The 15098-nt window shown below is 69.1% G+C and carries 9 protein-coding genes and 1 pseudogene; 5 read left to right on the top strand and 5 right to left on the bottom strand.

Annotated elements, in window-relative coordinates; translation table 11 throughout:
- Positions 1–46: 46 nt before the first annotated feature.
- Positions 47–4615 (bottom strand): MobF family relaxase, encoded by a 4569-nt coding sequence (gene mobF, locus AC5R91_RS00125; RefSeq protein ID WP_495395000.1) that lies wholly within the window; start codon positions 4613–4615, stop codon positions 47–49.
- Positions 4616–5303: 688 nt separating this feature from the next.
- Between mobF and AC5R91_RS00120 the strand changes: the two genes are divergently transcribed.
- Complete coding sequence (locus tag AC5R91_RS00120) at positions 5304–6041, top strand: DUF2786 domain-containing protein (RefSeq protein ID WP_495394999.1); 738 nt, start codon at positions 5304–5306, stop codon at positions 6039–6041.
- A gap of 449 nt (positions 6042–6490) precedes the next feature.
- Here the strand turns inward: AC5R91_RS00120 and AC5R91_RS00115 are convergent, their stop codons facing one another.
- Complete coding sequence (locus AC5R91_RS00115; protein ID WP_495394998.1) at positions 6491–6676, bottom strand: hypothetical protein; 186 nt, start codon at positions 6674–6676, stop codon at positions 6491–6493.
- Positions 6677–6898: 222 nt separating this feature from the next.
- Between AC5R91_RS00115 and AC5R91_RS00110 the strand changes: the two genes are divergently transcribed.
- The 4 genes from AC5R91_RS00110 to AC5R91_RS00095 all read left to right on the top strand — a co-directional run bounded on the left by AC5R91_RS00110 (position 6899) and on the right by AC5R91_RS00095 (position 9957).
- Complete coding sequence (locus AC5R91_RS00110) at positions 6899–7093, top strand: helix-turn-helix transcriptional regulator (RefSeq protein ID WP_495394997.1); 195 nt, start codon at positions 6899–6901, stop codon at positions 7091–7093.
- Positions 7094–7377: 284 nt separating this feature from the next.
- On the top strand, positions 7378–7803 hold the full coding sequence (locus AC5R91_RS00105; protein WP_495392520.1) for a transposase: 426 nt from the start codon (positions 7378–7380) through the stop codon (positions 7801–7803).
- Between the two features lie 5 nt (positions 7804–7808).
- The gene (locus tag AC5R91_RS00100; protein ID WP_495392521.1) at positions 7809–8834 is read left to right on the top strand and encodes an IS3 family transposase; all 1026 of its coding nucleotides are present in this window, start codon (positions 7809–7811) and stop codon (positions 8832–8834) included.
- 733 nt (positions 8835–9567) lie between these two features.
- The gene (locus AC5R91_RS00095; protein ID WP_495394996.1) at positions 9568–9957 is read left to right on the top strand and encodes a toll/interleukin-1 receptor domain-containing protein; all 390 of its coding nucleotides are present in this window, start codon (positions 9568–9570) and stop codon (positions 9955–9957) included.
- A 607-nt stretch (positions 9958–10564) separates the two neighbouring features.
- Here AC5R91_RS00095 and AC5R91_RS00090 read toward each other — a convergent pair.
- The 3 genes and pseudogenes from AC5R91_RS00090 to fxsT form a co-directional block, all read right to left on the bottom strand.
- A pseudogene (locus AC5R91_RS00090) lies at positions 10565–10657 on the bottom strand (IS5/IS1182 family transposase); the annotation flags it as partial.
- A gap of 278 nt (positions 10658–10935) precedes the next feature.
- The gene (locus AC5R91_RS00085) at positions 10936–12177 is read right to left on the bottom strand and encodes an IS256 family transposase (protein WP_495392706.1); all 1242 of its coding nucleotides are present in this window, start codon (positions 12175–12177) and stop codon (positions 10936–10938) included.
- Between the two features lie 157 nt (positions 12178–12334).
- The gene (fxsT, locus tag AC5R91_RS00080) at positions 12335–14812 is read right to left on the bottom strand and encodes an FxSxx-COOH system tetratricopeptide repeat protein (protein WP_495394995.1); all 2478 of its coding nucleotides are present in this window, start codon (positions 14810–14812) and stop codon (positions 12335–12337) included.
- Positions 14813–15098 lie beyond the last annotated feature (286 nt).

Below are 15098 nucleotides of genomic sequence, written 5' to 3'. Positions count from 1 at the left end.
TGATCGGACAATCCCGGATCGGGGGGCATGGACGCGCCATGTCCCCTCAAAGGTCGAGGGTGGGGGCGTGCTCGTGGCTCAGCGCCAGGATTCGGTCGTGGATGGCGGCGGTTGTCGGGTCGGTGGGTCGGTCGCCGACGGCTCGGCGCAGCGGGCTGATGTCGCTGTCGGTGGTGGCCGGAGTGCCGTAGGGCAGGCCAAGGTTGTGATGGCGGAACTGTTCGATGGCTTCCGCTTGGCTGTCCCATCCGGCTGTGTCCAGGTCGTCGTTGGGACGGGGGCCGAGGAGGCCGGTGAGGTATTCGGCGGGATCAACACTTGTTTGGAAAACGGCATGGGCGATCTGCCGATCGAGAGCTTCCTCGACCAGTCGGAGCCTGTCCCTGCCCTCCCTGTCTGTCTCGACGAGGCTTCCCCGGATCTCGTCTCCGCGTGGACCCTCCGGCGTACCGATCGACGCCCGGCCAGCGCGGAGGTGTCGGCGTTCGGCGGCGAGGTGGGCGGTGGGGTGGCGGGCGAGGTGGTGGATCTCGCAGGTGTCGAGCAGGCCGACGAGCTCGTTCCAGTCGTCGCAGGCCGGGCGTGGTGGTGGGAGGAGGTAGTCGGCGAGGTTGACCCCCTGGTGGCGGCAGAGGTCGGCGACCCGGTGGTCGAGTACGGCCGCGCCGGTGCGCGCCGTGGCGCTGTCGCGGCTGGTCAGCGCGGCGAGGAGGGTTTCGGGCTGGTGGCCGTGGTCGAGGAGGGCGTGCAGGCCGGCGACGGCGCGGGCACGAGGGACTTGTTCGGCTTGGGTGTGGAAGCGGGTGCCGGCCCATCGAGGCAGTGTGTCGGACCAGGTGCGGGCCAGGCGCAGGGCCTGGTCGTGGTGCGCGATCCACTGGGTTCGTAGGGTTCCGGCGGGCTCGATGGATGGGGGTTGTGGTCCGGGGTCGTGCGGGGGGCCGGCCGGTTGGTGGCGGGCGTGGTAGACGGCGAGAGCGCCGACGGCGCGGTCCCACAGGGCGCGATCGGCTCCGGCAGCGGGTCGTGGCCCGATGCGGGCGGTGAGGCCGGCGGGTGGGTTGGCGACGGCGGCGGCACTGAGTGCCGCTTCGGCGGCGAGTTCGGCGCGGCGGTGCACGGGTGGCGCCACCGCAGCGGCGGTAGGTGCGCTGCGGTCTCGCGTCGGTGGCGCCGGCCGGGGCGCGGTCGGGGTGGGACCTGCGGCTGCGGCCGGCTCCTGGCGCTCGCCGTCGTCGAGGCTGCCGCCGATCGAACCAGCTCTTCCGGCGGAGCGGGTGCTGGTGGCCTTCGGGGGTGCGGGCAGTCGGGCGAGTTCGGCGAGGGTGTGGGTGCGGCGTAGCTGGTGGGCGGCGTGGGCGAGGGGGTCGAACTCGCCGGCCATCCGTTCGGTGCGGGATTGGGCGAGGTGGTCGGCGAACCGCTCGAGCGGGCCGGTCGGGTCGCGCAGGACCGGTAGCCAGTCCTCCTCGTCGAGGTCGGCTTCGAGGTCGGCGCGGCGGATGACGTAGGCGGCGAGGTCGGTGCGGGCGCGGGAGAGCATGACGTAGAGGCTGGCGCGGCTGGTGTCGTCGGGGGCGACGGCGCGGGCGGTAGGCAGGGACGACCCTTCGGCCTTCGCGGCGGTGATCGCGTAGGCGTAGCCGAGGCCGCCGTCGCGGCCGTCGGTGAACCGGTGGGTGAGGTACTCCCACGGCACCTGCACCCTGCCCTTGCGGGGGAAGTGGACGGTGAGGGCCTGGTGGTCGGGGTGGTCGGGGTCGAGGTGGACGTCGACGATGCGGCCGAGGGTGCCGGTGCGGATGTAGGCGGAGGCGGGCTTGCCGTCGGGGATCAGGGTGTGGCCGGCCTGGGTGAGGGTGATGACCTCGTCGCCGACCTGGAATTCCCGGCCTGCCACGGTCAGGACTGGTCCGGTCAGGGTGCCGTCGGCGGTAAGGCGGTCGCGGGCGGCGCGGGCGAGAAGATCGACGTCTCGGGTCCGCTCCGCCATCATGTGCAACGCTGTGGCGCCTCGTGGTCGCGCCGCGCCGCGGGCGGCGTGCAGGGCGGCGCGTTCGGTATACCAGTCGTCGACGACCTGGGCGAGCAGCGCTTCGCGGGAGTCGAACAGGCGGATCCGGCCGTCCTCGGCCAGCAGCTCCAGGGCCTTGCGCGCCGACGCGCCTGTGTCGGCGCGCAGCGCGCCGAGGGCGGCGCGGACCGGCGCGAGCGCCGCGCCGGACTGCCGGTGCAACGTGCCCAGTGCCGGCACGTCGGCGGTGGTGGCGACGAGGTGGGCGTACCAGCCGCCGGCGCCGACCGCGCCGAGCTGCGCCGGGTCGCCGAGCAGGATCAGCACCGTCCCGGTCCGGGTCGCGTAGCGCAACAACTGGGCGGCGTCGCGGGTCGAAATCTGCGTTGCTTCGTCGACGATGAGGACACTGCCGGCCGGCCACACGCGGTGTGGATCGTCGGTGTGGTCGAGCAGGGTCAGCCAGCCCGACACCACCCGGCCGGTCACGCCGATCCGGTCGGTGAGTTCCTCGGACTGCCGGCCGCCGTGCGCTGTCGCGAACACCTGGCCGCCGCCGGCGTGGACGATCCGGGTGAGCAGGCGCATGGCCTCGGTCTTGCCCGACCCCGCCGGCCCGATCACCGGCCGCACCAAATCCCCGGAGGTCAGCAGTCGGCGTACCAGGGTGATCTGCTCGGTCGACAGCGCCGGCCCCGCCGGTTCATCCTCGCGACCCACCCCGTTGACGCTGGCCGAGCTTGCGGCGCCGTCCGGCCCGAAGCCGTCCGGCGGCGACAGGCTTCCTGCGGCGGCGAGATGCGCGTCGAGGACGGCTGTCTCGACGACGATCCGGGGCTGCGCCCCGGCGTCGACCCGGCCCTGGCGGTAGAGGGCCAGCAGGGTGTCCTCGACCTCGAGCAACTCCTGCGTCGTGTACACCGGCTCCGGTTCTCGCCGCGCCCGCGGCGCGGCATGGCCGAGCAGGACAATGCGCCGATCGGCGAGCACCTGGTCGGCGAGCCGTTCGATCTCATCGGCGGGCAGGCGGTCGACGGCCCAGGTCGCGACCTGGCGGACGACGGCCTGCCGATCGAACGTCGTGTCGTGCTCGGTCAACCCGGTCGGGCCGGTGAGCCGCGCACACAGCTCGGCCACGTCTTCACCGCCAACCGGGGCCCGGTCCTCCGAGGTCGGTGGGACAGGTTCGGCGAGGCGCCGGACCTGCTCCGGGGTCCATCCGGCGGCGGTCAGCCGTTCGTGTTGGATGGCGCGGACCTGCGCGTCGGCCAGGACCTTCTTCGCCGCCCGCGAACCGCGCTGCGCGGCAGCCGCCGTAACCCCGCCCGGCGTCAACCCCTCGGCCACGAGCTGGGCGTACTCGGCCTGCACCTCCCCGTGCCGGGTCGAGAACGCGGCCAGCAGCTCCGCCGGGAACTCTGCGAGCTCGGCGACTCCGTTGCGCACCGGCACCCAGCGCAGCCCGCGCCGCCGGGACAGCTCGTGGCGCATCGCCGCCGCCCCCATGTAGCCAGCGGTCTTCACGTGGGCGAGGAACACCTCCCCGTCCAACGCCCGCCAGTCCACCCGCGCCCGGCCGAACTCATCAACCACCGGCCGGCCGTGGTCGTCGAGCACGGGCACGGCGGTCGCGTTCACCACGATGCAGTGCGCATGCAGATGCGCCTCATCGCTGCGCGACACCTCATGCTGGTAGGACACCGCCGCCAAGCTCAATCCTGGGCGGTTGCGACCGTCGACGGTTCCCACCACGGCATGCCGCTCGAGGTAGCCCAGCGCCGCCTCGACGCCGACGTCCATCGCCGCATCCACATCCCGGCGGATCTCCTCATCGCCGAACATCCTCAGCAACGACAGCGACTTCGGCGCCGAACACGTCACGTCATAGCCCAACACCACTGCCGGCGGCACCCGCGCGGCGCAGAACCGGTCCACCTCAGCCGCGCTCACCAACCACCGACCGGTCCCCGCCTCCCGCACCGCCGCCAACCACGGCCCCCGGCTCTTGGCCGCCTTGTCCCCCGCAGGACTGCCACTCCCGGCCTCGTTGTCCAGCGAGCGTTCACGCTGGCCTTCGGCCGCGCCGTGGGCCGTTCCCGTCTTCGCCGACGGCCCGTCGTCGCCGGCCGGTCCGTCGGCTGCGGCCGTGCTGCCACCCGTCTGCCCGGCGGGGGGCATCGCGGCGGTCCGCGCCGCGAGCGCGCGCAGGTAGGCGGCGCTCACGCCCGCCCGCCGCGCCGCCTCCTCCAACGTCAGCAGGCCCCCGCCGGGTCCGGCCGGACGGCCCCGGTCCGCTACCGACGACGCCCGGCCCGCCGAACCCGACGCCGCCAGCAACGGCCGTTCCGTAATCGCGTGCTCGCCGCGAAGCAGCCGCTCCAACGCCACAGCGGGCACCGGCCGGCCCGCGACCAACCCGACCAGATAGGCCGCCGACCCGCGAGCCCGCCCAGGCGCCAACCCCTCGCCGTAGTACCGGCGCAACGGATCGACTGCCTTCGGCTGCCCACCCTCCACATAGGCCACCACCGCCCGCGCCGCCCGGGCAACCGCCACCTCGTCCCGGGCCCGCAACGTCAACACCTTCACCGTGACGATCATGCAAAGTGCCTCCGGTGGCGCGCCATCGCAGCGATCCCCGAATCGACCGCCAGCCTGGGTAGGCAGCCACGACAACAGGCTTCGACGTGAAGGCCAGCGTCCCCGCCGAGGACATCGCCGCCGGCCTCGTCCGATACCTCCACGACGACATCCCGGCCCGCCCGAGAAGCCCCGGACACCTCGAAGCCGCCCCACGCGCCCGTCTCGGACCGGGAGGACTCCCGAGCTCTGCCGGGCGGCATCGCCCGCGGAGCCCGGGTTTCGGCGACAGATACGCGGTCGAGCCACGGCAGCGGCCTGCGCGCCGCTCATCCCGCGGCGGCTACGCGTCCCATCCACTTCGACGTGGCCCGGCCACCCCAGGCAAGGAGATACCACAGCGAGGGGCAGGCCGCATGGCGTCGCCCAGCGCCGCCCAGGAGCAGTCCGGCCTGACGAACCCGCAATGCGGCCAACACCCAGCCCGCACAAAGCAAAAAAATCCAGTAGAGAGAGAAGAATAGAAATCCCGCCTAAGCTCTTTCGTAATTCCGACGCAGCCATGCCACCTCGAGCCGCCATTCCTCAAAGTAAAGAACGGAGAAGAAAGGGAAGAAAGAACGGTGTCCAGCGACCCGGAAGCCTGCATTGATAGTAGAATGAAAGCGCGTCCGGGGAATCCTACTCCATCACCCAGCAGGGACGAATAATGCAGCCAGATGTGGCGCTCGACAAAATCCGCAAGCTCCTGGCCATGGCGGAATCGGACAGCATCACCGACGAGGCCCGCGAAAGCTACAACCTGAAAGCCGCGGAACTCATCGCCCGCTACGGCATCGACCAAGCCCGCCTCGAGGCCCGCCAGGAGCGCCCCGCCACCGCCGGCGACATCCTCCTCGACCTCGACCCGCCCTACGCCCGCGACAAACTCGGCCTGTTGTCCTTCATCGCGGTCCCCCTCGGCTGCCGCATCGTCTCCCGCACCGGCCACAGGCTCGACCGAAGCGTCGTGCAGGCCCACCTGTTCGGGATGACCGCCGACCTCGACCGCACCCAGATCCTCTACACGTCGCTACTTGTCCAGTCCACCTACGGAATGGCCGCCGCACACGTCCCCCTCGGGGAGAACCCGCGCGCCTTCCGCCGCTCCTGGCTCGCCGGCTTCGCCCTCGCCGTCCACAAACGCCTCACCACCGCCGAAGCCGCAGCGAAAGCACGCGCCGCCAGCGAAGACGCCACCACCACCGGCCCCTCGACCGCCCTGGTCCTCGCCGACCGCACCGCCCTCGTCCAACGCCACCTCGCCGGCACCTACCCACGGCTCCAGAAAGGACGAAGCCGCCAACTCTCCGGCTCCGGCGGCCGCGACGGCTACCGCGCCGGCGAACGCGCCGACCTCGGCGGCACCCGCCTGACCGCCGCCCGCCGACCAGCACTCGGCAGCTAACCCCACCAGCCCCCCGCACACCAGGCCGGCGCCACCCACCCGGGCGGCGCCGGCCCTTCAGCATGCCCGCAGCATGTCAGTACGCCCCGTGCCGCCTATTCCGCCACCGATTCCCCTCCAGACGACCCACCTTGGTCGCTGAACGGATCCGACCGGACCCAGCCGTGAGGAGAAACCACCGGATCCTGACGGCCATGAGCACACCGGTGAACGCGGTCCACGACCGCGCCAGCAGCGCCGAGAAGCCCGCCGGAAGTAACCCCGCCAGCGACGAACAGAACGGCACCCGGCATCACCAACCTCCGACGGCACATATGGAGCTTGCGCTACGCGCAAGCTCCCAGGAATCCGAGCCACACCACCGAGAGCCACCCAGACTCACGGTCCGGCCACGCTCGCGATGGCACCCACCGCCGGACCATCTGCGATCCGAATTCCACCTCGCCGATTCAGGGCGCCAGGGATGGTCCGCCCTCTACGGGCGGCTCCCGGAAGACAAGAGTCACCTCGACGTCACCGAACTGCTCCGTGAAGAACGCGCCCGACGGCAGCGTGGCCAGCGCCACTGACACCTCCGCGACCGTGGCATGCGGATCGATCCTCAGCCCGTAGTCGATCACCGGAGCGTGAACCACTCTTGTCACCTTCACAGCCTCGAACGAGAGGGACGTACCACCGATCGGATCAGGGATCGGAGAGAACATCATGATCAATGGCCTCCTGGTAGCCAAGGCCCGCCGTCGAACGTCGCGATCGGCGGGCACGCCTTCGACGAACACGCACGCAGCGCATGTGTCAACTGACACCCTCCTCCTCGCTCCACGAAGTGTCAATTGACACTTCACTATGATCACTTTGTGGCACAGCCGGTGATGGGAACCCGCGAGGTCTCGCAACGCCTCGGCGTCTCCCGCCAGCACGTCCTCCGGCTCCTACGAGACGACCCCACCTTCCCCCGACCGATCGCCGAACTGTCCGCCGGTCTGATCTGGAACACCGACGACATCGAGAGCTACGCCACCCGCCGCGGCAAGGGAAGCCGCAGCACGTGATGGTCATCACCATCGATCACAGTGGCAGCCCGGCGATCGAAGGCTGCAAACCCTGCCGCTACGGGGGCGGCGGGTCGTCCCCGTCGTTGCGCCGACCAGGCCCGGAAGTCGTCATCGCCTCGATCATGATCAGGCTCGCCGAGGGTTCAGAGAAGCCGCCAAGCCACCCAACTACAAGACGCGCGAAGACGTACCGGGCCATGCCGCGTCGCCCTCCCTGTCAGTCTCGGGTGAGACACCCGCTGGGTGCGGGTTGGCTACGGGGGACGTGATCGGAGATCCTTGTGTTCGTGGAGTCAGAGTCGCAGGACCGTCCGGGCGGGTCCTCGCCGCGGCATGATCCGGCGCCGCGTCCGTCGCGGCGAGTGTTCAGCGCTGCGTACAAGCTGCGGATCGTCACCGAGTATGAGAACGCCCCGCATGGGGAGAAAGGAGCGGTCCTGCGTCGGGAGGGTTTGTTCTCCTCGCATCTGGTGGAGTGGACCCGGGCCCGTGACGCGGGGGCCCTGGGCGGAACAGGCACCGCGGCTCTCGGTCCGGAGAAGAAACCCGGGAAATCGGCGGAGCAGATCGAGTTGGAGAAGTTGCGCCGCGAGAACGAACGGCTGAAAAACCGGCTGGCGACGACCGAAACCGCGCTGGATATCATGGGAAAAGCGCGCGCGCTCTTGGAACAGATCTCCGGGAGCGCGGACACCGAACGGCCGTAGACCGGGTGTTGGATGGTGCTTTCGAGGAGCTGCGCGCCGCGGGGGTGCCGGTGAGCCGGGCGTGCTCCCACACGGGCCGGTCACGGGCAACGTATTACCGTCATGCGGCACCAGGCGGCCGGCGCCACGGCCCGTGGCTGGCGCGGACACCGCCGCCGGGCGCGTTGACCAACGTCGAACGCGCCGAGGTGTTGGCGGTCCTGGCGAGCCCGGTCTACCAGGACCTGGCGATTCCGCAGGTCTGGGCACGGGAGCTGGACGCCGGCCGGTACCGGTGCTCGCTGTCGACGATGTACCGCATCGCCCGGGCGGCCGGGCAGACCCGGGAACGCCGCGCCCAGGCGACCCACCCGGCCCGGGTCCGCCCGGAGCTGACCGCGACCGGCCCGGACGAGATCTGGTCGTGGGACATCACCGCGTTGAAAGGACCCGCGAAAGGCGTCTGGTACAAGCTCTACGTGATCCTCGATATCTACTCCCGATATGTGACCGGCTGGCTCGTCGCCGCCGGCGAGGACGCCGTGGTCGCGAAGGATTTCCTCGCCGACGCCATCACGCGGAACGGTACCGCGCCCCGGGCGATCCACGCGGACCGTGGCGGGGCGATGGTCTCGAAGCAGGTATCCGAACTCCTCGCCGATCTCAACGTCCACCGGTCGCATTCCCGGCCACGAACGTCGAATGACAATCCCTATTCCGAGGCGCAGTTCAAGACGCTCAAGTACAGCTACGATTTCCCGGACCGGTTCGGGTCGCTGGCCGACGCCCGGGCGTTCTGTGAGGGGTTCTTCACGGCCTACAACCACGACCATCGCCACTCCGGGATCGGGTTTCACACGCCCGCTTCGGTGCACTTCGGCACCGCCGACGATGTCCAGGCCCACCGCCAGGCCACCCTCGACCGCGCCCACGCCACGCATCCCGAGCGGTTCGCCCGCCGGCCACGGCCACCCCGGCTACCCGAGACCGTGTGGATCAACCAGCCAGTTCCGAGCCAGCCGAGCAACGACCAACTGTCTCATTTGACTTGACACCTACCGTCGTGCCGGACGATGCCTCGTTCTCTCAGGTTACGGCGTTCTCGATGCCGTAGCGTGCCCGTGGGTACCGCGCCGTACCGGAACCGTCTACACCCACAATAAGCCCACCCACACACCGCGCTGGAGATCATCGCTTGGCTGTGGCCTGCTTGGAGAGGGGCTACCGTTCCTTGAACGGCAGGTCGGCAGATGCTCGATGCTCCTCGCAGGGTGTCGAAGGCTCTGGACGTCCGGCGCCGGCGATCAGGTGCACCCTGTGGCTGGAATGCGCATCGTCGGCGTGTCGCCGGTCCAGCATTACTGCTGCGTTGCCGCAGCCCATCGTCCGTAGTAGCGTCAGATGGCCTATGCGTCAAGCCCTATCTGTCAGCAGCCGGACGCGGGTTCGCGAAGCCGCGTCCTATCACGGCCGGATAGCGGTTCGGTCCGGACCGCCGCCCCCACCTCCATACACGAAGACGGCCCGGCTGATCTCTTCGGAGGGGTCTGCATCCGCCCGACCCTCCCGCCGGTCGGGTAGCACACCGCCGTCATGATCACCCCGCCGAGGTTCGCCTCACGGAGATCCGCTTGTTGGGGCGCAGTCGCTGCCGCCCGCAGCCCCGCGGACAGTTTGGTGGCTACCTCTGCAACGGCAGCACGATCAGGTCAAGGGTCTATCCTTCTTAGATAGGTCGATCTGGGTGACGGCTGGGCTGCTGCCGGAAAGGATCGGGGGCTGTGGATGGCGCGGGTATTCGTGAGCCATCGAGGTGTCGACGCTGTGCTGGCAGAACGGCTTGCGACTGATCTAAAGGCAGCTGGCCAGTCTGTCTGGCTGGACAGCTGGGAGATCAAGGTCGGTGACTCGATCATCGAAAAGATGAACAAAGGCCTGACGTCGGCGGACTACGTGGTCCTATGCCTGTCCGTCGCGGGTGCGAACGCGCCGTGGATACAGCGGGAGTGGGCACCAACGGTTGCACGATGGCTGGAGGGGCATGACGTGCGTGTGCTGCCTGCTGTCCTGACCGGCGGTCAGGCTCCAGCCATCATCGCAGATCTGAAGGTAGCGAATCTGACGGTCGACTGGGATGCCGGAGTGGCGGCGCTGCTGATCGCGATCGACCGGTAGGCGAGTTGCAGTGGCGATAACGGTGCTTCTCGCGCATGCGGCGGGCGAGGATGAGCGTGCGGCAGAGTTGGTCGGCCCGCTGGAAAAGGCGGGCTATGTGGTCTGGAATCACAGCAGCGTGTTCGTCGGGGAGTCCCTGATCGGGGAGGCGTCGCGGGTTCTCGGCGAGGGCGGGCCGGTCGTGCTGTGCGCCACGGTGCGGGCGATGGGCACCCGCCTGCCGCGAATGCTGGCCAATGCAGCTCGGTCTCTTGGTGCAGGTGGACGAGTGTTCGCTGTGCACATGGACAAGGATGCCGATGTTGACAGTGTCACTTTTGACGCGAAGGTCGCCGCCTACTGGCACGATCCGCAGCGGGCAGTCGCCGAGCTACTGGCGGGGCTCACAAGATACTATCCTCCACAGCTCGCCAATGAAATGGTGGTCTTGACGCGAGAGCCTCGACCGTTAACGCAACCAGAAGACGGGCGAAGTAAAGATCCCCACGAATGGCTAGACGACATAATTGATCTAATGCGGGCAGAAAAATGGCTTCACAAAGAAATACTAATTGAGTTTCAGCGAAAAATACTTACGAAAAGGTTCGGTGGCGAAAGCGAGAATTTTTCAATCTCGGTCCGGAACGTTGAGCTGGAGCGTAAGGACGGCGTGCACCAGATTGGCGATGCGGGAGGTGGAACAGCGCAACTTGCGTAGCAGCGGCCGGAGTCTTGGGGGTAGCAGATGGCCTCCTTCTGTGGCGGGCTATCAGGCCCCTCCCGGGCGGAGCCGGGTCGTGGCTGAATGGCCGCGGAGCCGGACGGATCGCACCGCGTCGACCGGTTCCTGCAGCGGGTCGATCGTGCTGGACGCGATGTCGGCGGCCCTAACCTGCCCCGGCTGGGTGCAGGCCGGGGACCGAGGTACCTGCTGCGGCAGGCGGTCACGTCCGGTGGCGTGGTGTACGGAGGGTGACTCCGCGTGATCCTTGGTTTAGTTTATGCGGTGAGTGTTTCTGGTGTCACGCTGATCTCGGGTGTGTCGGCCGGCGTGTTCCCCGCGTCGGCTTTCCCGAGGATTTCCAGGCCGAAATAGCGGTGGGTTTCGATCCACTCGTCGTGTTGCTCGGCCAGGACCGCGCCGACGAGACGTATGATCGCACCACGGTCCGGGAAGATACCCACGACGTCGGTCCGCCGGCGGATCTCCTTGTTCAGCCGTTCCTGCGGATTCGACGACCAGATCTGCCGCCAGATCTCCCGCGGGTAGCCGGTGAACGCGAGCAGATCCGCTTTCGCCTCTTCCAGATGTGCGGCGGCGCGCGGTAGTTTCTCGGTGAGAGCGTCGACGACCCGGTCGAACTGCACGGCCACCTCGTTCGCGTCCGCCTGATCAAAGATTGTCCGGACCAATGTTGCGACCCACGGCTGCGACGACTTCGGTGTGAACGTCAACAAGTCGCGCAGGTAATGCGTCCGGCATCTTTGCCACGACGCGCCCGGCAGCGTCGCCCCGATCGCCGCGACCAGGCCCCGGTGGGCGTCCGAGGTCACCAGGCGGACCCCGGACAGGCCGCGGGCGACCAGCCCGCGGAAGAACGCCAGCCAGCCGGCCCCGTCCTCGCTGGACACGACGTCGAGGCCGAGGATCTCCCGGTGCCCATCGCCGTTGACCCCGACCGCGAGCAGGCAGTGGACGTTCACGACCCGGCCGTCCTCGCGGACCTTCATCGTCAACGCATCCGCCTGCACGAACCGGTACGGCCCGGCGTCCAGCGGCCTCGAGCGGAACGCCTCGACCTGGCCGTCGAGATGCTTCGCCAACTCCGACACCTGCGACTTCGAGATATGCGCCACCCCGAGCTGTTCCACGAGCTTGTCCACTCTTCTCGTGGAAACACCGAGCAGATAGGACGTCGCGACCACCGAGATCAACGCCTGTTCCGCCCGCCGCCGGCGTGTCAGCAGCCATTCCGGGAAGTACGAACCGGACCGCAGCTTCGGAATTGCTAGATCAATCGTCCCGGCGCGCGTGTCCCACTCCCGCATCCGGTACCCATTCCGACGATTCGTCCGATCCGGTGATATCTCCCCGTACTCCGCACCACAGATCCCATCTGCCTCAGCGCCCATCAACGCCTCCGCAAACGCCTTCACCATCGAACCCAACAGATCCGGACTCGCCGCCACCAGTTCCTTGCCCAGCCCGTCGGCGTCGGTCACAGTCGGACGCACGGCCATCGCGTTTCCTCCTCATCGAGTTGCCTTCGCATGTTTCTCGAGAGGATCACGCGGTGGCCGTCCCACGTCACGGACCGCCACTCCGGCGAGTCGTCAGACGATCACAACCCGTACACCACGTCTGTGGACTCAACTCGGCAGGCGGGTGGGCGATCATTCAGCCCCGCATCGGGGAGTCCGGGGGTAGCTCCGCCAGCACCTGTGCCGTCATCTGCGTCTCGGGATGCCCTTCCCCCAACGCCCGTCGGCGACGGGCAAGAGTGTCCTCGGTCAGTAATCTCGCCTGCTCCACCCACCCCGCTTCGGCCAGATCCACCGCCAGGTTGTGCGCCGAGTCCAACGTGTCCGGATGATCTACTCCCAGCACTCGCCTCCGCCGTTCCACCACCTCACATCCAAGATCACATGCGGCGGGCAGCTCCCCTGCTTCCGCCAACCACGCAGCAAGGTTGTGCGCGGAGATGAGGGTGTTCGGATGGTCGTCGCCGAGGACCCGCCGCCGTCGAGCCAGGATCTCCTCGGCCAGCGCTCGCGCGGCCGGCCACTCACCCAGGACAGACAGGGTGTTGGCGAGGTTGGCCACGGAGCGCAGGGTGTGCGGGTGGTCGTCGCCGAGCACCCGCCGCTGGCGAGCCAGGATGTCCTCCTGCAGCGCCCGTGCGACCTCACGTTCGCCGAGAACGAGCAGCGCGGCGGCGAGATTAGCCGCAGAGGTGAGGGTGTCGGGATGGTCGTCTCCAAGCACACGGCGGCGGTGAGCCAGGATCTCCTCAGCCAGTCCCCGCGCGGCCGGAAACTCACCGAGGTTGGCGTGAGCGGCGGCGAGAAGGTTGGCGATGCTCAGGGTGTGAAGATGGTCGAGGCCAAGCGCGGTGGTCCACCGGGCGCGGGTAGCGGTGGCCAGGTCACGGGCAGCGAGGGCTTGCCCGGCTCGGAGCAGATAGCTGCAGGTGCTGACCAGCAGCTCACGGAACCCGTCGGGCTCGATCATGCCCGGAATTTCAGCCAGATGATCGGCGGCGGTAGTGACATGGGGGGTGAGGGCGGCGTACGCAGCCCAGTCTCGCGGGTTTTCCGGGTCACCGGGGCGGGCGGTGGCCAGCAACCGCAGGGCTCCGCTGAACGCTTCGCGCGCCTGCCGCTGGGTGAGGCGGGCACGTAGCAGGGCCTGGACGAGGCGGTGAAGGCGTAGCCGGGTCGTACCGGAGCCCAGAGCCAGGCGGCTGATCGCACCCAGCATGTTGTAGGTGGCCTTCGCGTCCCCGACGACCAGCGCCCCACCGTTCGGCTGAGCGGAGCTGGTCAGGAGGATGGGTTCGGAGGCGAGGAAGGCCAACTGGTCGAGCAGGGCGGCGGCAGCCGGGTTGGTGGTGGCGAGGCGGTTGGCGGAGAGGGCCACGGTGCGGGTCAGACCGGAGTGGTGAAGTGTCTGCTCGTCGAGCAGTAGGTCGGGGGTGGCGGCGAGTTCGGCGAGGTAGACGTCGGGGGGCATGCCGGTCGTGGCCAGATAGGCCCCGGTCTGCTCCACGGCCAACGGCAGGTCGCCGACCGCCTCAGCCAGCCGGCCTCCCTCTGCATCGGTCAGGTCAGCCACATGGCAGCGGAGCAGGTCCAAGGATTCGGTACGGGTGAACTCGCCGACCTCGAGTAGCTCGACACCGACCCGACGCACCGTCGGGTCACGGGTCGTGACCAGCAGCTGGCCGGTGGTCGGGGGGAGCAGGGGGGCAAGGGCGGCGGGGTTAGGGATGTTGTCGTAGACCAGCAGCCAGTCCCGTCGGCGGCCGAGTACAGCCAACGCCGCCCGGGCCCGCGCCGGCACATCTCCCACGGCTACCCCCAGTGCGATCGCCAGTTCCGCTAGGCCGGCTTCTAGACCGGTGGGGGGTTCGGCGTCTATCCACCAAACCAGGTTCAGCCCTGCGGGATACCGCCAGGCGTACTCGACGGCCAGCTGCGTCTTGCCCACCCCGCCGATCCCCAGCAGGCCGGCCACCGCCGCCCTGCTGGGGTCGGTCAACCGTGCATGAAGATCGGCCAGGATGCTGTTCCGACCGGTGAACAGCAGGTTCCGCGCCGGCACTGATCCCCACACGTCGGGCAGCCGTCCCGGAAACCTTGGCTCGACCCCCGCCGGGGACGGCGGGGTGGGGCCGCCGGGAAACCGCGGCTCGATCGCTGGTTTTCCCCGCTCGCCGCGAGCGGCGGCCACCAGCCGGGCGGCTGCGGCCGCCCGGTCGATGCCGAAAAGGTCGACGCTGACCAGCTGACCGAGCAGCCCCGGCCGGGGGCAGTCCTCAATCCGGAAGACCAGCAATCTCCGACCCCGGCCCGTCGGGTCCGTGACCCAAGCAGCCTGCCACTCCGCCTCTGCAAAGGCCGAGGACAGATAAGCCGCTGAGAGCACCGCCACCGTGCGCGCCGCGACCTGCGCGGCCTGGTGCATCTCGGTGACGAAATGCGCCCCCGCCCCGAAGTCCCACGCCTGGATCCGCGTCGAGTAGCCGGCGGCCTCCAACTGCCAGGCCATCCACTCCGCCCACCCCTGATCCGCCCCCGTATACGAGATGAAGAAGTCCACCCCACCCGCCGTCGGCGACGCGGTGTCGCTGGTCGCCTGCCCCCCGGAGCCCATAGCCGACCAGCCTGCCACCACCGCCGCTAAAGGTCACATCCCGCCGTCCAGCAGACAGGGGTGAGCGAGCTGACCGCGCCCACGATCCCCGCGTCGCGGCCGCAACCCCGATGGCGGCGCGCGGACGGCTCGGCGGATACCGGGTACCCGAAGTAGGCTGGCCGCGCCGACGTAGGGGCATCAAATTGTTATTGGGCCCCAGAAGCAGCTCCGGAGACCGCAGCGACGTCGCGGACTCCGAGCCGTGGACAGGACGTGGCTACGTGGAATGACTCCCACGGGTGGC

Source organism: Frankia sp. BMG5.60, from assembly GCF_059428125.1.
The sequence above is the reverse complement of the archived record's forward strand: the minus strand, read 5'-3'. Positions and strand labels throughout refer to the sequence as shown.